The 19,214-nt window shown below is 51.0% G+C and carries 24 protein-coding genes; 18 read left to right on the top strand and 6 right to left on the bottom strand.

From position 1 onward, the window contains the following. The first annotated feature begins 1 nt into the window (after nucleotide 1). Nucleotides 2-1,132 (top strand): glycosyltransferase, encoded by a 1,131-nt coding sequence (locus ACZ44I_RS00230; RefSeq protein WP_464549804.1) that lies wholly within the window; start codon nucleotides 2-4, stop codon nucleotides 1,130-1,132. Between the two features lie 52 nt (nucleotides 1,133-1,184). Then, entirely contained in the window at nucleotides 1,185-2,129 is a 945-nt protein-coding gene (locus tag ACZ44I_RS00225; RefSeq protein ID WP_464549806.1) for a cation diffusion facilitator family transporter, read from the top strand. Nucleotides 2,130-2,140: 11 nt separating this feature from the next. Here the strand turns inward: ACZ44I_RS00225 and ACZ44I_RS00220 are convergent, their stop codons facing one another. Beyond that, nucleotides 2,141-2,572 (bottom strand): ATP-binding protein, encoded by a 432-nt coding sequence (locus ACZ44I_RS00220; protein WP_464549808.1) that lies wholly within the window; start codon nucleotides 2,570-2,572, stop codon nucleotides 2,141-2,143. 260 nt (nucleotides 2,573-2,832) lie between these two features. Between ACZ44I_RS00220 and ACZ44I_RS00215 the strand changes: the two genes are divergently transcribed. The 12 genes from ACZ44I_RS00215 to ACZ44I_RS00160 all read left to right on the top strand — a co-directional run bounded on the left by ACZ44I_RS00215 (nucleotide 2,833) and on the right by ACZ44I_RS00160 (nucleotide 9,997). Continuing rightward, a complete protein-coding gene (locus ACZ44I_RS00215; protein ID WP_464551679.1) occupies nucleotides 2,833-3,039 on the top strand; it encodes a hypothetical protein in 207 nt (68 codons plus the stop codon). Beyond that, nucleotides 2,970-3,251, top strand: a complete 282-nt coding sequence (locus tag ACZ44I_RS00210) for an acetolactate decarboxylase (RefSeq protein ID WP_464549810.1) — start codon at nucleotides 2,970-2,972, stop codon at nucleotides 3,249-3,251. Before ACZ44I_RS00215 ends, ACZ44I_RS00210 begins: the two co-directional genes overlap by 70 nt. Before the next feature lie 93 nt (nucleotides 3,252-3,344). Then, on the top strand, nucleotides 3,345-4,007 hold the full coding sequence (locus tag ACZ44I_RS00205; RefSeq protein ID WP_464549812.1) for a YIP1 family protein: 663 nt from the start codon (nucleotides 3,345-3,347) through the stop codon (nucleotides 4,005-4,007). Then, on the top strand, nucleotides 4,007-5,137 hold the full coding sequence (locus ACZ44I_RS00200) for a COG1361 S-layer family protein (RefSeq protein ID WP_464549814.1): 1,131 nt from the start codon (nucleotides 4,007-4,009) through the stop codon (nucleotides 5,135-5,137). The genes ACZ44I_RS00205 and ACZ44I_RS00200 overlap by 1 nt, the downstream gene beginning before the upstream one ends. 301 nt (nucleotides 5,138-5,438) lie before the next feature. Further along, nucleotides 5,439-5,684 carry a sugar phosphate nucleotidyltransferase gene (locus ACZ44I_RS00195; protein ID WP_464551680.1) on the top strand — a complete coding sequence of 82 codons (246 nt, stop codon included), beginning with the start codon at nucleotides 5,439-5,441 and terminating at the stop codon, nucleotides 5,682-5,684. Then, a complete protein-coding gene (locus ACZ44I_RS00190) occupies nucleotides 5,647-6,216 on the top strand; it encodes an archaellin/type IV pilin N-terminal domain-containing protein (protein WP_464576545.1) in 570 nt (189 codons plus the stop codon). Before ACZ44I_RS00195 ends, ACZ44I_RS00190 begins: the two co-directional genes overlap by 38 nt. Continuing rightward, nucleotides 6,209-6,778 (top strand): archaellin/type IV pilin N-terminal domain-containing protein, encoded by a 570-nt coding sequence (locus tag ACZ44I_RS00185; protein ID WP_464576543.1) that lies wholly within the window; start codon nucleotides 6,209-6,211, stop codon nucleotides 6,776-6,778. The genes ACZ44I_RS00190 and ACZ44I_RS00185 overlap by 8 nt, the downstream gene beginning before the upstream one ends. Nucleotides 6,779-6,834: 56 nt before the next feature. Continuing rightward, the gene (locus ACZ44I_RS00180; protein WP_464549820.1) at nucleotides 6,835-7,716 is read left to right on the top strand and encodes a thiamine pyrophosphate-dependent enzyme; all 882 of its coding nucleotides are present in this window, start codon (nucleotides 6,835-6,837) and stop codon (nucleotides 7,714-7,716) included. Further along, complete coding sequence (locus ACZ44I_RS00175; protein ID WP_464549822.1) at nucleotides 7,710-8,819, top strand: transketolase C-terminal domain-containing protein; 1,110 nt, start codon at nucleotides 7,710-7,712, stop codon at nucleotides 8,817-8,819. The genes ACZ44I_RS00180 and ACZ44I_RS00175 overlap by 7 nt, the downstream gene beginning before the upstream one ends. Beyond that, on the top strand, nucleotides 8,819-9,346 hold the full coding sequence (locus tag ACZ44I_RS00170; RefSeq protein ID WP_464549824.1) for a 2-oxoacid:acceptor oxidoreductase family protein: 528 nt from the start codon (nucleotides 8,819-8,821) through the stop codon (nucleotides 9,344-9,346). The genes ACZ44I_RS00175 and ACZ44I_RS00170 overlap by 1 nt, the downstream gene beginning before the upstream one ends. Further along, nucleotides 9,343-9,588, top strand: a complete 246-nt coding sequence (locus tag ACZ44I_RS00165; RefSeq protein ID WP_464549826.1) for a 4Fe-4S binding protein — start codon at nucleotides 9,343-9,345, stop codon at nucleotides 9,586-9,588. The genes ACZ44I_RS00170 and ACZ44I_RS00165 overlap by 4 nt, the downstream gene beginning before the upstream one ends. Nucleotides 9,589-9,796: 208 nt before the next feature. Continuing rightward, complete coding sequence (locus ACZ44I_RS00160; RefSeq protein ID WP_464549828.1) at nucleotides 9,797-9,997, top strand: hypothetical protein; 201 nt, start codon at nucleotides 9,797-9,799, stop codon at nucleotides 9,995-9,997. 27 nt (nucleotides 9,998-10,024) lie between these two features. On the opposite strand, the gene ACZ44I_RS00155 is transcribed toward ACZ44I_RS00160, so the two are convergent. The 5 genes from ACZ44I_RS00155 to ACZ44I_RS00135 all read right to left on the bottom strand — a co-directional run bounded on the left by ACZ44I_RS00155 (nucleotide 10,025) and on the right by ACZ44I_RS00135 (nucleotide 15,896). Continuing rightward, the gene (locus ACZ44I_RS00155; RefSeq protein ID WP_464549830.1) at nucleotides 10,025-11,938 is read right to left on the bottom strand and encodes a methyl-accepting chemotaxis protein; all 1,914 of its coding nucleotides are present in this window, start codon (nucleotides 11,936-11,938) and stop codon (nucleotides 10,025-10,027) included. A 387-nt stretch (nucleotides 11,939-12,325) separates the two neighbouring features. Next, the gene (locus ACZ44I_RS00150) at nucleotides 12,326-12,652 is read right to left on the bottom strand and encodes a hypothetical protein (RefSeq protein ID WP_464576541.1); all 327 of its coding nucleotides are present in this window, start codon (nucleotides 12,650-12,652) and stop codon (nucleotides 12,326-12,328) included. Between the two features lie 119 nt (nucleotides 12,653-12,771). Further along, nucleotides 12,772-13,158 (bottom strand): hypothetical protein, encoded by a 387-nt coding sequence (locus ACZ44I_RS00145; protein ID WP_464549832.1) that lies wholly within the window; start codon nucleotides 13,156-13,158, stop codon nucleotides 12,772-12,774. 94 nt (nucleotides 13,159-13,252) lie between these two features. Continuing rightward, on the bottom strand, nucleotides 13,253-14,920 hold the full coding sequence (thsA, locus tag ACZ44I_RS00140; protein ID WP_464549834.1) for a thermosome subunit alpha: 1,668 nt from the start codon (nucleotides 14,918-14,920) through the stop codon (nucleotides 13,253-13,255). Nucleotides 14,921-14,972: 52 nt separating this feature from the next. Then, complete coding sequence (locus ACZ44I_RS00135) at nucleotides 14,973-15,896, bottom strand: transcriptional regulator (protein WP_292734949.1); 924 nt, start codon at nucleotides 15,894-15,896, stop codon at nucleotides 14,973-14,975. Between the two features lie 84 nt (nucleotides 15,897-15,980). Between ACZ44I_RS00135 and ACZ44I_RS00130 the strand changes: the two genes are divergently transcribed. The 4 genes from ACZ44I_RS00130 to ACZ44I_RS00115 all read left to right on the top strand — a co-directional run bounded on the left by ACZ44I_RS00130 (nucleotide 15,981) and on the right by ACZ44I_RS00115 (nucleotide 19,170). After that, nucleotides 15,981-17,246, top strand: a complete 1,266-nt coding sequence (locus tag ACZ44I_RS00130; protein ID WP_464549836.1) for a TiaS agmantine-binding domain-containing protein — start codon at nucleotides 15,981-15,983, stop codon at nucleotides 17,244-17,246. Between the two features lie 21 nt (nucleotides 17,247-17,267). Then, nucleotides 17,268-17,948, top strand: a complete 681-nt coding sequence (locus tag ACZ44I_RS00125) for a DUF4013 domain-containing protein (protein WP_464549838.1) — start codon at nucleotides 17,268-17,270, stop codon at nucleotides 17,946-17,948. 77 nt (nucleotides 17,949-18,025) lie between these two features. Next, the gene (locus ACZ44I_RS00120) at nucleotides 18,026-18,913 is read left to right on the top strand and encodes a hypothetical protein (RefSeq protein WP_464549840.1); all 888 of its coding nucleotides are present in this window, start codon (nucleotides 18,026-18,028) and stop codon (nucleotides 18,911-18,913) included. Between the two features lie 44 nt (nucleotides 18,914-18,957). Then, nucleotides 18,958-19,170 (top strand): hypothetical protein, encoded by a 213-nt coding sequence (locus ACZ44I_RS00115; RefSeq protein WP_464549842.1) that lies wholly within the window; start codon nucleotides 18,958-18,960, stop codon nucleotides 19,168-19,170. The last annotated feature ends 44 nt before the right edge of the window (nucleotides 19,171-19,214 follow it).

Raw genomic sequence — 19,214 nt, 5'->3', positions numbered from 1 at the left:
GTTGACAGGGAATCCCAAACTCTCCATTATTATACCAACCTTCAATGAAGCAGCGAATATCGGTCGGATGATAGATTCAATTCTTTCTATCCTCAGGAACAGTGGTATTCATGGAGAAGTGCTGGTTGTCGATGACTCTTCGCGTGACGGCACAATCCAGATTGTCCAGGAGATCGAAGCATCCAACCCTGAAGTCCGTATTATTGTCAGGGAGGAGGATCCGGGCCTCTCACAGTCGGTTGTTGAAGGATTTTCATCAGCAAAGGGCGATATCCTTCTTGTTATTGATGCAGACTTTTCGCATCCTCCATCAATGATCCCGGATATGTACAATACTGTCTGTTCAGGTGCCGATATCGTAGTCGGGAGCCGCTATATCAAAGATGGCGGAATCGAAAACTGGCCTTTGAAGCGCCGAATCATCTCTCTTGGCGCAACAGGCCTTGCCCGGATTCTCGTTCCGGAAGTGACCGACCCGGTGAGCGGTTTCTTTGCTCTCAAACGATCGGTCATATCCGGTGCTCATCTCCGCCCCCGAGGATATAAGATCCTCCTTGAAGTGCTTGGACGCGGCAACTGGTCAACAGTTACCGAGCTTCCCTTCACTTTCCATGATCGTGAGGCAGGAGAGAGCAAACTCAGGATGAGCACTATGACCGAGTATGCTGCCCAGGTGCTATCGATCGCACTCTCTGCATTGATAACACGGAGTGGCCATGTGTATTCCGAATGGATGAGGCTGATCAAATTTGGCCTTGTAGGGCTCTCCGGGATCGTCGTCAATATGGGTCTTCTGTACCTGCTGACCGAGTATGTTGGGATCTACTATCTGGTATCAGCAGTTGTGGCGATTGAACTCTCCATCCTGAATAACTTCATCTTAAATGATATCTGGACGTTTTCATCCCGGAGACTGATTCATCGCTACTCCTGGATTAAGCGATTGTTTGCTTTCCATATCATTGCTGCAGGCGGCCTACTCATCAATCTTGGAGTTCTCTATCTCCTCACCGAATTTGCCGGGATTTATTATATGATCGCGAATCTTGCAGGCATACTGGTCGCATTCCTCTGGAACTTCTTCTTAAACCGCCATCTTACCTGGAAGGGCGGAGTTCCCCGGCTGAACTGATATCTCCCAATACCAATATTTTTCCTCTCTTCCACAAAATTAGGATATATCAATGCTCTCCTCCCACCCAGACGACCCGGCCACCCGCGAAAAGAAGCAGATCGCAGGGGTTGCAATCGCAAGCAACACCTTCCTTGTCATCCTGAAGCTTGCGATTGGTTTTCTCACCGGATCGGTTGCGATCATCTCCGATGCCGTACACTCGGCAACCGACATCATCGCCTCGTCAATAGCGTATTTTGCTGTCAGAAAATCTGCGCATCCAGCTGACGATCAGCATACCTTCGGGCATGGAAAATTCGAATCACTCTCGGGACTTATTGAGGCGACCCTTATCATCCTTGTTGCGTTCTTCCTCATCTATGAAGCCTCAACCGCTCTTATAAGGGGTGAGAGTTCGCTCGATCCCGATCTCCTCGGGTTCGGAATGGTGGCAGTCGGGGTGTCGGCGATCGCAAATACTCTGATCTCCCACAGGATGATGAAGATCGCCAAAAAGACCGATTCAATTGCACTTGAGAGTGATGCCTGGCATCTGAGGACCGATGTGTACACATCGGTCGGTGTCTTTGCCGGACTTATCCTGATACATTTCACCGGCATACTCCTGCTTGATGCAATAGTTGCGCTTTGCATTGCACTTGTCATCATAAGGACAGGAATCGGCCTTGTGAGGCGATCGCTTGCCGATCTCCTTGACACCCGCCTCCCGGAAGAGGAGGTGGAGCGGATCAGGGAGGTCCTGATCGCTCACTGCACTGATTATGTGAACTTCCATGGCCTCAGAACAAGGAGATCCGGCCCTGAGAGGTTCATCGAGTTCCATGTGATGTTTGAGAATGATGTCCTTCTCAGCACAGCCCATGATCTGGCCGACCACCTGGAGGCGGATCTGAAGACAGAGTTCCCGAGGTGCCATGTCACCGTCCATATGGAGCCCTGCCATGAGGCATGTGATGAGTGCAGTGTCTCTCTCTGCCCTGTACGAAGAGAGTAATTGTAACTCCCCTATCCTCTCTTCTTCACCAGCCTTTTTTGAATGGTAAGAATATTTTTCCCATTCTCCCGGAGATAGGAGACTGTATCCATCAGCTCCCTGACGAGATAGATGCCAAGCCCCCCAATCTTCCGCTCATCAGTCCCACGGGTGATATCAGGGGCTGGCAGCGAGAGGGGATTGAAGGGGATTCCGGAATCGGTAAATGTGATTGTGATGGAATCTTCATTTATGGAGACTGCGATCTCCACCTCTCCCCTCCCCTCTCCATAGGCATAGGAAGCAATGTTTGTGAAGATCTCATCTGCTGCAAGCTGAATATCAAATGACTCCTCTTCCAGAGTCCCTGTCTCCTCCAGTACTTCCTCCAGAAATAAAACCAACTCCGGGAGATTCTGTATCCCAGCCCCGAATATCCTGCTTGCATGCATCGGTATATCCAATCTATTCTCCCCAGAAGAAAATAGCCCTTCCCTCTCTGATGGACTCTGCCGGGTTCTTCAGGCATCCTGAAATAGTATGATTGCAGAGTGAGTGCCATGCGCCCCTCCTCGTATCAGTTCATCGGTCTTTTCATCGGTGCTGGTGGGGCACTACGTTCCTCACTGGTTCAGGTGTCACGGATCTTCCTCCTCCTGATGGTGAGATCATCTTTCAGGTCTCAACAATTGACGACCTTCTTGAGAGCATCTATGATGGTGTTATGCCGGTATCCGGGCTAACACGGTATGGTGATATCGGGATAGGGACCTTCGCCTCGCTTGATAGCGAGCTGGTCATGCCCCTCACAGGCAGGAGCGGCCATATCCCCGCCTTGTCGATGCCCTGGCTGATCAGTATATGGCCACCCATACGAACATCAGCGGAACAGCTGTCGGCTTCCGTCTTCCTGCGTATGTTGCCGGGCTGAATGTTCCGGGGTACCATCTCCATTTCATCAGTGATGACCGGAGTATTGGCGGCCATATTGTGGATTTCTCCCTTGATTCTGCAACTGTATCACTTGATGAAACCCTCACCTTCATGATGCGGCTTCCGACAGATGGAGGTTTTATTGATGCAGATCTCACTGGTGATCTCTCGGATGAGCTTACGGTAGTCGAACGTCCGGGGCAGGATTAGGCGGAATTTTCATGATGATAAGGATTAAGTGCAAATGTAACATATGTTTTACATTCTCAGGCACCAGAATCAGGTGCCGGTGGTGAATTGTTCATGGCATCTACATTACTATCAGCCCTTCTCAGGCCCGACGAGTTCTTTGAGGAGCATTCAAAAGAGGAGGCGGCACTTGCAGTGCCGTTTGGAATAGTCTTTATCTATAGTATACTCTCGGCAGTTGCCGGATACCAGATGGCCGCTCTTATGGCCCCGATGTACGATGTAGCACTTGAAGGGTATGGCGGCATCATTGCGATCTTTGGAGCGATCGGTGGCTTCTTTGGAGGTATCATAGTCTGGATTGTTGCGGCGGTTCTCTTCTATCTGATAAGCATGGCCTTCCGTGGTGAAGGTTCGATGAAGAAGGTGCTTGAAGCAGTCGGGTATGGGATGGCACCCTTAATTGCCGCTGCCGGTATCGGGATTGCGTATCTTACCATGGTCGCCGATCAGGTGGTTGCACCGGTTATCCGTGACATCATGGATCCGGATGCAGCTGAGGAAGCGGTTGAGGCATTTATGAATCAGCCGGTGATGGCAGATTTCTCCCTCCTTCAGACCTTCCTCTCCGTTGTCTTCATGATCTGGGCTGTTAATATCTGGTATTATGGAATCCGACATGCACGGAGGCTTACTGCACGGGATGCAGGGATAACCGTTCTTATTCCGGTTGCAATCTATCTTATCGTAGTCATCGCATCATATGGGGTATTCTGATGAGAGGAAGATCGGTTCTGCTCGCTATTGCCTTCATGCTGGTATTTGGTATTGTCGGATCAGGTGCGGCATCGCAGATAGGGGTGATGGATGTGACCCTTGATCCTGAGGTTTTTTTCCCCTATGATACCGGAACAGTGACAGTTGTCATTAAAAATACGGGTGCCAGCCCCGTTGAACTGTCAAGAATCAACCTTGCAGGAACGACCAATATCGATGTGATCGAAACTCCACACTACAGGGGTGTTGGAACCCTCGGTGCAGGCGACAGTCTGACAACAAGCTTCACCATACAGGCACGAAATAATGAAGGAATATATTACCCCCGCTTTTCGGTGAATTTTGTTCCCTCCGGTAGTATAATCTTTCCCATTCCACTCAAGGTAGACAAGACGTCAATCGAAGCCGGTATTACAACCCGTCCTGATATCTTCATGGAGGGTAAGAAAGATACAGTTACCATATCTGTTGGAAATCCACGTGAGAATACACTCTCCGGTGTCACGATCACCCCGCAGACAGGAATAGCTGATGTGGTCCCAACAAATATATTCATAGGAAGCCTTGAATCCGGTGAGAGCAAGGATGCAGAATTTTCGGTAACCCCGACCGGTGAAGGGGAGATCACCTTCAATGTCGAATACCGAAACGGTCAGAACCGACATGCCATACCTCTCACCATCCCGATTGTACCAGGCACCGCCAAGCGGGTGGCTGAGCCGATTGTCTCGAATGTTGCCGTCACATCAATTGCCGGTGGATACCGTATCACCGGGGATGTCTCGAATGCAGGGCTTGAAACCGCCCGTTCTGTTGTGATGACAACCAGGGAGCCGGCAGAGCCGATCGATCCCTTCCGGGTCTATGTTGTCGGGGCACTTGATGCAGATGATTTCTCCTCATTTGAGGTGACATTTGCTGCACAAGATGCCGGGAATATACCTCTAGTCACCAGGTACCGGGATGATGATGGGAATCTCTACGAGGAGATTACTCACGTGACGATTCGATCAGGCCCGATGCCGGTTGCAGAACAGGATGGGGGTATGTCCCCTCTCGTAATCGGTATCATCGGGCTCTCTGTGGCCATCGTCGCCGGGGCGCTCCTCTACTCGCGTAAGAAGCGATAAAGGAAGCGATCCGGTTTCAGGATGTCTCGAAAATATACTCCTTAAAGAGCGGAGATGTCACTGCTCTGAATAATGATTGAGAATACGAGCTATCTCCTTGCCCCTTTCAATCCTCATCTATATCCCAATTGGATGCTCTTTGGGGTGGGGATATCGGTTCTATCAGGTCTCTTCTACCCGGCATGGAAGGCATCAGAAGCAAATCCGATTGAGGCGCTTCGGCATGAATAACCTCTTCCGGAAGTTGGATTGAAAAGAATTATCCCTTTTCTTTGAGAATGTACAGGAAAGGTGATCCGGTATCAGGACGATTCTTCTTGCAGGCGGGAGCGGGACCCGTCTCTGGCCACTCTCCCGCTACAATAGCTTTCCTGAACCCTTAATTGAAAATCTATTCTGTCAGGGCGAATCCACCTTTGTCCGTGCAGGTGCAGTCCACCGGCTCGAAAACCAGGGGAAGATCCCGCTTGAGATGATCGAGGTACAGATTGGAGAGTATCTCGGCGAGGATGATATCATTCGGCTTAATGATCACTATGGCAGGTGAGGATGGCTTCTCGGGGCTTGAGGCGGCAATCGTCCTGATCGCTTTTATAGTCGTTGCCGGAATATTCTCTTTTGTTATTCTTGGAGCAGGCTTCTCCTCATCAGCAAAGGCAAAAGAGGTCGCGCTTGATGCCGGGAGATCCCCGACAGCAGTTATGGTCATGGGCTCAGTTGTCGGGCAGGTGGATAATTCGGGAAGTTGCCTCAAAAGAGTTCTCTTCTCATGCGAGGGGATTGGCGAATCAATCCATGCACCGGGAATCAGGTACACTCTTCTGACGACTGAGGGGATATATGATGTCCCTCCTTCTGATGTGAAACTATCCTGGCTTACAGAGATAGAGAGTGATACTCTCCTCTCGAAGGGTGAAATAGTGCAGGTAGAGCTCTCGCTCACTCCTGCCGCCCTTTCTTCAGGAACAGAATTTACACTCACCATCCATCCGCCATGGGGCTCTCCTGTCAATGTCCGGTGCGGAGTGCCCGAAACACTCGTTGCGAATAATTATCATGAGGTGGGCTTCGGTGGATGATGCCCTCACCGGGCTTGAATCAGCGATTATCCTGATCGCGTTTGTGGTGGTTGCGGCGGTTTTTTCTCATGTGATCATCAGTGCAGGTATGACTCTCTCAGATGGCGCACGTACTGAGGTGGATAAGGGTCTGTCCAGAGCAGGATCCAGCCTTGTCGTCGCCGGATCGATTTATGCAGTTGACCTGAATAATGATCCCAGGATTGCTGAAGGTATCCTCGTTCCCATCAGGCTTCTTCCAGGTTCGGATCCAGTGGATCTCAGCACGGCAACAATCAATTTGATCGGCAGAAGTACTTATGATACCATCAGACCAAACGATCCTCTCTATACATCCCTTCCAATCTATGGTTATTTTTCCATCTCCTCACCGGCACCACCCGATCAGGATCCGATACTCTGCTCCGGGGATATGGTGACGCTCTTTATACGTCCGATGTACTTATCAAATTGCAAGCCGGGCCATTCTCCCACGATTGAGATCATCACACCCGGTGTGCATCCCATCCAGATTCCTCTTACATTTCCTGCATCCCTCACCACGTATACCCGGATCGGTTGAGATGATTAAACCCGAAGGCTCAATATTCATGAATAACAGACTATTAATTGATTTTGATGGCTGAGATACCAAAGGAAGAGTACCTTGAAAAATGCACAACAGCATGTGCCGGATGCACCTCATCATTATCACTCCGGTATGTGCTGAAGGCAGCAGGTCCCGATACGGTGCTGGTTGTTCCTGCGTGCTGTACCAGTATTCTGCAGGGAATTTATCCCAATACCGCATTTAATATTCCTGTATACAATATTGCCTTTGCAGCGGCAGCGGCATGTGCGTCAGGGATGAGCGAGGCATTTGCGAGCATGGGGAAGAAGACAAACGTCATCGTCTATGCAGGTGATGGTGGTACCATTGATATCGGGATCCAGGCGCTCTCCGGTGCCCTTGAACGTGGAACTGATTTCCTCTACATCTGTTATGATAACGAGGCATATGGAAACACCGGGATGCAGCGTTCAGGTGCAACCCCGATGGGTGCAAGGACGACGACGACACCCGGCGGCAAGACCGATGCGAAGAAGGATCTCGACAGGATCGTCGCTGCCCACAACATCCCGTACCAGGCGACCGCGACCCCTGCATATCCGAAGGATCTCTATGAGAAGGTGAAGACAGCACTTGCCACTCCCGGCCCTTCGTTTATTCATATTCTTGCCCCCTGCCCCCCCGGATGGCGGATTGCTTCTGATATGTCGGTGACTGTTGGAAAGCTTGCGGTGAAGACCGGCTCCTGGGTACTCTGGGAGAGAAAATATGGCGAGCTCAGAATCAGCTCCCCCTCAAAGGGTGCAATGAAGAAACGGGCCCCACTCAGGGATTACCTCTCTGTACAGGGGAGATTCAAGGGAATCTCCGATTCGACAGTCAATGAGCTGGAGCAGGCGATCGAGAAGAACCTTGCACAGCTCACAAAAGAGGAGGCAGGAGAATGCTGACGGTAGCAACAGGAAACAAAGCGGTGGCAGCGGCTGTGAAGGCGGCAAAACCGGCAGTGGTTGCGGCATACCCGATCACCCCGCAGACGGAGATCGTTGAGCAGATTGCAGAGTATGTGACTGCTGGTGAGATGGATGCACGGTATATCCCGGTTGAGAGCGAGCACTCGGCGATGACTGCCTGTATCGGTGCTTCAGTCACGGGTGTCCGCTCCTTTACGGCAACAAGCTCCCATGGACTCCTCTATATGCACGAGATGCTCCACTGGGCAGCCGGGGCACGCCTTCCTATCGTGATGGCGAATGTCAACCGTGCCCTCGGTCCGGGATGGAATGTCTGGGCGGAGCATAGCGATGCCTTCTCCCAGCGGGATACAGGATGGCTCCAGTTCTTTGTTTCAACTGTCCAGGAAGCATATGATACCACTCTGATGGCATTTAGGATTGCAGAAGATACCGGTATCCTTCTGCCCGTGATGGTGAACCTGGATGGCTTCCTCCTCTCACATATCATGCAGTCCCTTGAGACGGTGGAGATCGGAGACTACATCCCCCCGATGGTTCTTCCCCATAAAATAGATACAGAGAATCCCACAGGGTATGGCGCACTCACCGGACCAAATGATCACTTCAAATTCAGGTGGGAGATGGAGAAGGCGATGAGACATTCGCCTTCTGTGATCAGGGATGCCGAGGAAGAGTTTGCACAGAGATTCGGACGGAGATACGGTCCTACTGATGAGTATCTCTGTGATGATGCGGATATCCTGATCGTCTCAATGGGAACACTCGGGAAGGAGGCAGAGGTTGCAGTTGATATCCTCAGGAAAGAAGGCGTCAAAGCAGGATCAATGCGGATCCGCTGGTTCAGGCCGTTCCCAGAGCTTGATATCAGGGGCCGTGATCTCGTCGTCCTTGACCGGGGATACTCGTTTGGGTTCGGCGGTGTGCTCTCGGACTCGATCAAATCCCGCAACCGTGATGCCTCAATCTTCTCGGTTGTGGCAGGGCTTGGCGGGCAGGAGGTCACCTATGATGATATCGCTGAGTTTGTCAGGAACCGCCGGATGGGTGAAGAATACTGGTTTGGGGTTGATGCCTGATGTTTGAGATTCGGATTCATTCCCGCGGCGGGCAGGGTGGTGTGACAGCCGCCCGGCTCCTCGCGATGGCTGCCTTCCTCGATAAGAAGCATGCAACAGCCGCCCCCTTTTATGGTGCCGAGCGGAGGGGTGCGCCGGTCACCTCATTTGTCAGGATTGATGAGGAACCGATCAAGATTTACTCGCAGATCCGGTCCCCGAACCTGGTTGTTGTCCTTGATGCAAGCATCATGGATGCAGTTGATGTCCTTCATGGAATTTTGGAGAATGGAACGGTGCTGATCAACAGCCCCCATCCGGTTGATCTCCCCGGTGTCAATGTCCTCACCATCGATCTCACGGGGATTGCACTCTCAGTCGATCTCGTCGTATCCGGGAGCCCCATTTTGAATACCCCGGTTCTTGGAGCACTTGCGAAGATGGGTGTCATATCCCGGGAATCGGCGGAAGCTGCCATCCGTGATATGTTTGCAGATGAGCGGAATGTTAAGGCGGCAGAGGCTGCCTACAAGGAGCTGATTCTATGACCGATCCTGTTGCAATAAGCAGGCCAACCGAGGGAGCTGCCGGAAAGACAGGTTCCTGGCGTACATTCCGGCCCGTGGTCGACCGTGAAGCATGCAATGCATGCGGACTCTGTGCAATGTACTGCCCTGATGGCTGTATCAATGAAGATCATGAGATAGATCTCGAATATTGCAAGGGATGCGGGATCTGTGCTCAGGAATGCCCTAAAAAAGCAATTAAAATGGACCGGGAAGAGCGGTAATCTCTCCCCTACATCTTCTTTTTCCTCGTAAGATGTTCCCTTGAGAAAATATATATAGTATTGGTTCGTCTATAGACGTATAGTTCGTATGATTGCGAACATCGATCTTCTCATGTCCACGGGAACCTGCCGGACTTTTAGCTCCACTGGTCTCTTCTTTTTTTGTGCGCGGAGAAGAAACGAGATTTGATGCAACACAGTGATTTGGGTGAAAATGATGTATGTCTCTGATTATACCGGTCCAAATGAGATGGATCTCGCTTTTAAGCTTGAGGGAGAGGGGATCCTCCCCTCTCAGATTGTTCGGGAGCGGATTCTTCTCTCCCCGGCATGCTGCACTATTCCGGTGCAGCGGATGCTCCTGATGCAGGAGATGCTGGTGGAGTTAACTGATGAGATACAGGAATAATTCCGTTAAAAAAAGAGGTGGTGGTATTCAGGCAATCTTGAATTGTCTGTTTGCTTCCAGAGTCTCCTGGGAGATCTCGGTGACCCGTGTTACCATACTGGCAACCTCATCGATACTTGCCGATACCTCTTCGGTGCCGGCCGCAGTATCTCCTGCTTCCTGAGCTGTCCTCTCCATCAGGGCGGCAACTTCGTGGATGCTTGCGGTGATCTCCTCAACAGTGGCTGCCTGCTCTTCTGTTGCACTTGCAACCTCTTCGATACTGCGTGAGATCTTCCCGACTGAATCGACGATCTCATTGAAGGCAAGGATCGTCTGTTGCATCTGATCAGATCCATCCCTGACGACGGTATTTGCGGTTTTCATTGCATTTGAAGCCTTTTCTGCACCGGCCCTGAGATTGCCGATCATCTCGGTGATATGCTCGGCAGAGGACCGGGATTCAGTTGCAAGAGCTTTGACTTCGGCTGCAACAACCGCAAACCCGCGTCCGGCATCACCTGCACGGGCGGCTTCGATCGCTGCATTGAGCGCGAGCAGATTTGTCTGGTTTGCCAGATCCGAGATGACGCCGACGATCTTTCCGATCTCGACCATCTGGGTGTTGATATCCCTGATGATCCCATCGATCTCGGCGGTTGCAGTGGTGATCTCGGCCATTCCTGCATCTGCCCGTCTCGCTACCTTTGTTCCTTCCTGAGACTGTTCATCAGCGTTTCGTGAGAGTGCAGCAACAGATTCTGCACTTGCGGTAACCTCCTGGACGGCTGCGGAGAGATCTTCCATCGCCTGAAGAACCTGCTGGGCGGATTGTGTTGCCTTCTCGATATGGCCGCTTACATTCCCGGTACTTTTTGCAATCTGCTGGGTACCGGTTGAAACTTCATCGATGCTTGTCTCAGCTTCGTTCGCAGCTTCCACCAACGCCTCCATCAGCCGGTTCGATTCTGCAATGAGGTGTGAGACATCTGCTGAGACTTTGTTTAAGGCAGTCTTCACGGCAACGAGATCTCCCCGTACATTGAGTTTCTCATCGATATGGGCAGTGAAGTCGCCGTCAGCAAATGCGCTGGCGACACGGGTGATCTCCTTAACAGTATTATTTAAGACCTTCCCCATCCGGTCAAGGGATTTCCTGAACTCTTCCCACGCCCCTTTCATCTGGATATTCGTATCAAAGGTCGCAGAGAAGTCTGATTGTGCAAATGAGCCGCATACACGCATTGCCTCCTGAACGGGCCTTGTGACTGCATCGAGCATTCTATTCATTTCTTTGATGCAATCCTGGAACTCACCCTTATGCCTGCCCGGATCTGCGCGGATATCAAAATTGCCTTCCCTGAGGCTATTCATCATCATCTTTGTATCTCCCATCAAACCGTCAAGCGATGTCTTGAGGGTGACGAGGCTTTTATCTATTCTGGCAATTAAAGAGGCGAAATTCTTTGTGTCCTCGTCTGATGGAGCGGGTTGAAGATTAAATGAGGTGTCGCCTTCCGCGGCTTTTTTGAGGTTTGCGATCATCCGGGTGACTTCTTTTACAACAAAAGTATCCTGTTTCATCTTCCGGTTGATCTCAACGGTCATATCGCGTGCACTGCATCGGGTTCCAAGTTGCCTGCCGTCTTTATCCTTCGCAACCGTGCAGAGAAGTCCAACCCATCGCTCACTCCCGTTCTTATGATTGAGCCGGAACTTCACCTCCTTCTCCTCCCGCTCACGGACAGCAAGGGCAGCTTTCACGGGTTCAAGATCCTCTGACTTGATGATCCTGATAAAAAGGGTCTTGTCTTTTCGAAAATCTTCAGGGGAATAACCGGTGATCCGCTGGCAGGATGGTGATACATACAAAAATGTTCCGTCTGGTCCAAGCAGGAATTCCCAGTCCTGGGTCGTTTCAAGAACCTGACGAAACATATCGTTTGGGTCTGGTATTGTCATGTGTAATCTTCAACTCCTCTGCTATTCTATAGTATTGATGGCACAATTATTTCGAATAGCTTTAGCACCTGCTAATAACTTTGGTTTTTTATCTGAGATGCAATAAATGTATCTTTCGAAGTTGTTGCACGAAGGATTTTCATTATACAATAAGATGAATTTTGATCCGCATCTTAAGAGAAAAACGCCTTAAAAGGCTCTTTTAAGTTTAATCTGTTAACCGGATTCTCCTTCAGGAGAGATGTAATGGTTCATGCGACAACCTCTTTCTCTCCCGATATATCCGATGAATGTTAAAAAGGTCACAGCAGAACTGCCGGTTGAATCATCCCAGGCCCGCCTCGATCTGAAATATCCATACAATTATGGTTCAATAATAGAGAAAATTTATTGATTTTTGGTATGAACAAAACAATCAAATATGTTCAGGACTAGTATACCCTCATATTCATCTGGAGGTGAAGTCATGACAATCCGAATAAAACCAGCCAAACCTGTGATAACTGCTGAGGTACGGCCTTCAAGGAGGGTGCGGAGGCTTATGATGAACCAGACAGACTTTCCGGTTTCTTCAGAAGCTGTGATGAACCTTTTTGTCCTTGGCCTCATGACAATCACCGTTTCAATAACCGGAATTACCCTTGGTATGGTTCTCAGACTGAGCGGTTTCTGATCTTTCCCCCTCCTTTTCTCCCTCTGAAGAAGGTTCATCATCCAGACCAGCTGGTTTGATGGTGATATGAATTGTGACTCCGGGTTATGCGGATGAACTCATCAGATCAGGGCTGTTCTGACTTCCGGCTGTTATCGTTTCTCTCAGAATAATCCTATATTTATCTGATCACCGGATCGCAGATATCTTCTTCGATGTCGCATTTCCCGATATACTGGAGATTGAATTTGTAGAACTGGGTGAACCCGCAGTTCCTGCACCGGACTGTGAAATGGTTGCACCCGACAAAGAGGTCATGGGCTCCTGTTGTATGGCAGTTTCTGCACTCTGCTGTCGGCTCAAGGTTCCAGACATCATAACAGGATATCGGGGTGAATGATCCGGTTGAACCCACCTCATGGATGCGGGGTATGAAGACCCTCGTTGCGCCGCAGTTCGAGCAGATCACCTGTGCCTGCTGGGGCACCACTTTGATCACCTGATCGGCGTCTGCATGACAATGGTAACAATCTGTCTTATATTTCGTATAGATGAATCCGGTCTTCATAAAAGAGATTGAAGACGCACAAGAAGAAAAAAGTACCCCTCCTGAAAGGAGGGTCATATGATATCCTGGTTAAAAAGGGGTTGTAGTTGGGATCTTACATCATGCCGGGCATTCCGCCCATGCCGCCCATTCCACCCATGCCGCCGCCCATTGCAGCCATCTCTTCCTCGCTTGGCATTCCGCCGCCCTTTCCTGACGAGGCGATGACATCATCGATCCTGAGGATCATGACAGCGACTTCTGCTGCTGAGGAGATTGCCTGAGTCTTGACACGGAGGGGCTCGACAACGCCTGCTGCCTTCATGTCTGCGGCTTTTGCTGCGAAGACATCGAGGCCGAAGGTCTTGTTGCCCTGTTCGTGAGCTGCACGGAGATCGACGAGCATGTCGATTGGGTCAAGTCCTGCGTTCTCTGCGAGGGTTCTTGGGATGATCTCAAGTGCGCTTGCAAATGCTTCGATTGCAAGCTGTGCACGTCCACCGACAGTGGATGCGTAATCACGGAGGCGGAGAGAGAGTTCAATCTCCGGAGCGCCGCCGCCTGCAACGACCTTCTTGTCCTCGACGACAACGCCGACAACACGGAGTGCATCTTCGATTGCACGCTCAAGCTCGTCGACGACATGGTCGGTTCCGCCTTTGATGATGATCGAGACTGCTTTTGGATTGTAGCACTCTTCAACAAAGATCATCTCTTCGCCTGATACCTTGCGCTCTTCAATCCTGCCGGCTTTGCCGAGCTCTTCGGTTGAGATTGCATCAATTGATGAGACGAGGGCTGCACCGGTTGCCCGTGCAAGCTTCTCCATGTCGGACTTCTTGACACGGCGGACTGCGAAGATACCTGCCTTTGCAAGGTAGTGCTGGGCAATGTCGTCGATACCCTTCTGGCAGAAGACAACGTTTGCACCGGATGCGATGACCTTGTTGACGATCGTCTTGATCATCTTCTCTTCTTCATCAAGGAACATCTGGAGCTGGTCAGGGCTTGTAATGCTGATCTCAGCATCGACTTCGGTCTTCTTGAATTCGATTGCTGCGTTTAAAAGGAGAACTTTCGCGTCTTTGACGAGCTTTGGCATGCCTGAATGGACACGTTCCTTGTCAATGATCATGCCTTCGATGATCTCGGAGTCGTCGATTGAGCCGCCGACCTTCTTCTCGATCTTGACGTTCTCGGTATCGACGGTTCCGTCCTCATCGGTGACCATGGTGATCGCTTTTACAATGAGTTCACAGAGTTTCTCTTTTGAAGATTCTGCGCCCTTTCCGGTCATTGCGGTCTCGGCGATCTTGGTAAGGATGGCCGTGTCGCCTGGCTGGATGTCAAAGGCGATATCCCGTAAGATCTCCTGTGCCTTATTTGCTGCCTGACGATACCCCTGAGCGATGACTGTCGGGTGGACATCCTGCTCAAGAAGATCCTCCGCCTTCTTTAAGAGTTCGCCGCCGACGACGACTGCTGTGGTGGTTCCGTCACCGACTTCGTCATCCTGGGTCTTTGCGATCTCGACCATCATCTTGGCAGCGGGGTGCTCGATATCCATCTCTTTGAGGATGGTGACACCGTCATTGGTGATGACGACATCGCCGATGGTATCGACGAGCATCTTGTCCATGCCTTTTGGCCCGAGGGTTGTCCGGACGGCTGATGCCACTGCTTTTGCAGCTGCAATGTTCATACCCTGTGCATCGCGTCCCCGTGTTCGGGAACTGCCTTCTTTTAGAATGAGAATCGGTTGTCCTCCAAGTTGTGCTGACATGTAATATCACCAGTGTTTGTTGATAAAGTTGCTTTGTAGTTCTATATAAAGATTATTCAGGTATCAGATTGATGAGATCCGATCCCTCTTCCAGAGAATAGAGCTTTTCTTCCCCGATAACAAGAGTTTTTCCAATTTTTTTCTCTTTATGATAGTCAGAGAGAATGCAGAGGGATCGGGCATGGGCAATCTGGGAGAGGTTCCCGATGAGTGCCGCGCGCTTAACGGTTTTCTGTGCTGTACCAAAACAGGCAAATATTGTGTTTTTCTCGAAGAGGGCAACAAGCTGGAACGGAGCACGCCTGAATGGATGAAGTTCCAGCCCCATCTCTTTCAGGTGCCCGGCGGGCGAGGCTGCCTCGATCTCATTCTGATAGATGCTCTCCTGAAGGTCATGAGGACGGTCGATGAAGAGGTCGATCGGCTGGACGATCGCTTCGTCAAAGAGTTCCTCGAGTTTCAATGCCATCTCAAGGGTTGTTCCCATACCGCTCTCGTATTTGCTGATGGTTCGCCGGGATACGCCGAGGATATGTGCAAGATCGCCAAGCGAGAGGTTGTGCCGCTCTCTCATCTCGCGGAGGCGTATCCCGTCAATGCCCACATACAGGCCGCCGGGCGAGGCATAGACCAGAGGAGGGACTCCTTCAACAAGGTAATCATAGAGTGTTGATGGTGCGACTGAAAAGAGGCCGTACCTGAGATAGACCGCACTCCGTTCCAATGGTGCATCCCGTGCTCTCTCCCCGATGATGATCGGCACAGCCCTGAGGTGGTGTCCCATCGCCTCGAGATCGAATGCGATCTCTTCAGAGACCGAGTCGATCTGTGAGACGATCTTGATGATCATAAGTCCCTTTTTACCTGAAGCGAGCAGGTCAAAGCTCCTGGGACGGAGAAGGCAACGCTCAGAGACATCATACCCTGCGGTAAGGAGAATACTAATCACCGTCTGGATGAGCCGTTCCTGTACCATCTCTTCTACAACCTACATGGTGAATCCAGCATAATAAAGGATCTGACGATGTCCCTTATGGGCTGGGAGAGCAGATCTATAGATATGTGGATCGGGATCGATGATACGGACTCTCCTCAAGGTATGTGTACCACCTATCTTGGGGCTCTCCTTGCCCGGCGCCTTGAGGAGTCCGGGATGGAGATCCGATCCCTCCGGCTCGTCAGGCTGAACCCGAATATCATCTGGAAGACGCGTGGAAATGCTGCCATTGCCATCGAAGCTGAGGGTGACCCGGACTCTGCCTTTTCGATCGCAACTGATCTCATCGAAGAGCTTGCTGATCTCTCCTGTGAGAAGACGAATCCCGGTCTTGTCGTCTGTGGGGAGATCCGCCCTCCCGCTGCTTTTGCAGAAGAGGCGATCACCGGCTTCTGTACAATTGAAGGCGCAATTGCAGCCTGTGGGGATGTCGGGGCACGATACAGGCTCTGGAAGAATGGACGCGGGATCATCGGAGCTGTCGCTGCGGTTGCAGCGGAGTTCTCAGATGCCACATCCGAGTATCTCGTCTATCGTGATGTGAACCTCCATACGAGCACACGGTTTGTTGATCCGGTAAGCCTCAGGCTCGCAGAAGAGATGACATATCCGGGGACATGGGATACCTGTGATCCTGAGAATAAGACGATCGTCTGCGTTCCGCACACCCCGGATCCGGTACTCTTTGGGATCAGGGGGAATGACCCGGTCTGGATCTCTCTGGCGAGGAATCTGGTTAGCTCCGAGGCTCCGGTACTTGAGGCGATCTTTGAGACGAACCAGGGGACCGATGCCCATCTGCTTCGTGGATCGGTTGGAACCCTTGAAGAGGGGAGATCCTATTCTGTTCCCGGCATTGTTGCATCCCCTCCCAAAACAGGGATCGGCGGCCATGTCTCTCTTGAGATTACTGATGGCAAAGATCGCCTCACCTGCATGGCATATGAGCCGACAAAGGGGTTCCGCGATAGTATCCGGGCACTTTCACCGGGAGATCGGGTGTATGTCTGTGGCAGTTATAAGAAGAGATCCCTGAATATTGAGAAGATCAGGGTTCTCTCAGCGCCCCCTATACGGGTTGCGGGAGCCCCCCTCTGTGAGTCCTGCGGTAAAAAGATGACCTCGGCGGGGAAAGATAAAGGGTATAAATGCCGGGTATGCGGGGCAAGGAGTCGGGAGCCCTGTATCAGCTATCTGGAGAGAACGATTCATCCGGGGTGGTATGAGGTTCCGCCCTCCGCCAGACGGCATCTTGCCCGCCCCCTCTGCCGGGGAGAGCCTCTTATCTGGGATTTTCCAGAGGATTGCAGTCGGGAGGATTATATCTGATCCCGTCGACTCTTTGCTGATATGATCGATCTCTTTGCATCTGCTGAGGAGTCGGCTGCGTTTACCATTGCCACGATCCGGGATAAGCCGTTAAGAATTCCTCTTTTGATGGGTATGGTTGCAATATTTCCCCTGATTCATGGGTATACGGCACGGATTTACCGTGGAGGATCGAAACCCCCGAATCTCTCAAAGCCGCTTGAACTTCTCATTGACGGAATCAGGTTGACAGTCATCTCATTCATCTATGCACTCCCGTTTATCGGAGCGATCATCATCGTCGGATCACAGGGGGATCTCCTGCTGAATCTCATCACTCATGCCGAATCCGGCCTTCTCTTCTCAGAGATCGGTTTCGTCTTCTTTCTGATCGTTGGGATTATACTCCTGTATGCCGTTGTCATCCTCTTCTCGATGATCGGGGTGATCCGAACCGCCAGAACGAAGAAGTTCCGGGATGGTTTTGCATTCAGTGCGATTCTGGCCCATATCAGAAGGATTGGTGTCGTCTCATATCTCTCTGCGGTTGTCTTCTATACCGTCATCGCATTCCTTGTCTCGCTCCCGGCGGGATACATGATGGAACTTTCCATAATCGGGTATATCCCGGCATTCTTCATCTATGCGATGGTGACGGTCTTTGCTGCCCGGTACTTCACCCTCGTCTTTGAATCCGGCCTCCCCGACTCATCTTATCAATAACCCAACCACTCTTTCTGGCAACCATTTTTCGAACAGAAGCGAGGTTTCATCTCTTCAGGAATGAAAAAAACAACTGCATGTCACAGGAACTTACCCTTCATTTTACTGCCCGCGAGGATGCCCAGCAGTCTGTTCGCATCCTGAAGAAGTCAGGATCATCTGCACGGCTCACTGCTGAGACGACCCTCACCTCTCTGGAGGTGGCTTTTGGAACAATTGATTCGTTTGGGGCGTTTATTGGTTCATTATCTCATGAGGATGAGGGTGATGAAGAGGCGCTTGGGATCGCTTCTGAGATCGTCAGGCTTGAGGAGGAAGCATTCTCCCGGATCATTTCAGCGATCAAAGCTGACGGTGGCAGCTATCTCAGGGCCGCATATGAAAATACCGAATCACTCTCTGATGAGGAACTGGCTTCCCTTACGCAGGATGCCCGCCGGGTTCTTGAGTATGTCAGGGATGGATATATTGAGGAGAAAGATGATCGCCTTCATCTCATCAGGGAGGTCGATCCCGGGAGCCATATGATTGCTGTCCCGATCCCGCTCCTCCTCTTCCCTGAGAAAGAGGCACTTGAGGAGGCAGGATTGAGGGGTGAGCGGGTGGTTTCATCAGAGACGGTTTTTTTGGTTCAGCCGGGGATCGATGTGATCTTCTGTTCGGATCCAGCTGATCTGATCGATTCGCTGCAAGCGCATAATCCTGAAGAGGAGAGTTTTGTTGCATTCCTTGAACAGTTCTTCCTCCTCCTCACCCTGGCAGATGAGATCGTCTCGAAGATTCAGGACGGTGCGACAACAATGCTTGAGATTACCAATACCCTCTCTGAAAAAACGATACCCCTCGATGAAGAGGCCTATCCGATCAGGTTTGATGTATCACAGGAGATGGTGCAGCAGCTGGTGGATGCGCTTCGTTCTGCCGGCAGGATCACCGGTAAGGATGGACGGTTGAAGGTAAGGTAATAACATTTATCATCTCTCCACCCTACTTTCGGTCTGGTGAGCATATGGCATACCGATGGAAGAATAAAATCGAGGTTGATGAAGCAGTTGTTGTTGTGATGAACTCACTGGACAAGGGTCCGGATCTCTCTCCGTGGCTTGTCAGGACGATAACTGCGGCGATCGATGATTCGGATCCGGCACTTGGCACCTACTTCTTTGAGGAGATACAGAAGCATGCGCCGGGTGCTGTCCGGTTCTTTATGACAGAAGAGTAAGCTGGGATTGCATGAGGTTGGGGATACCTCCTCCATTCTCTTTT

It is taken from the genome of Methanocalculus pumilus, from assembly GCF_055382585.1.
Note: the sequence above shows the minus strand (reverse complement) of the source record. Positions and strands in the feature narration are given on the sequence as shown.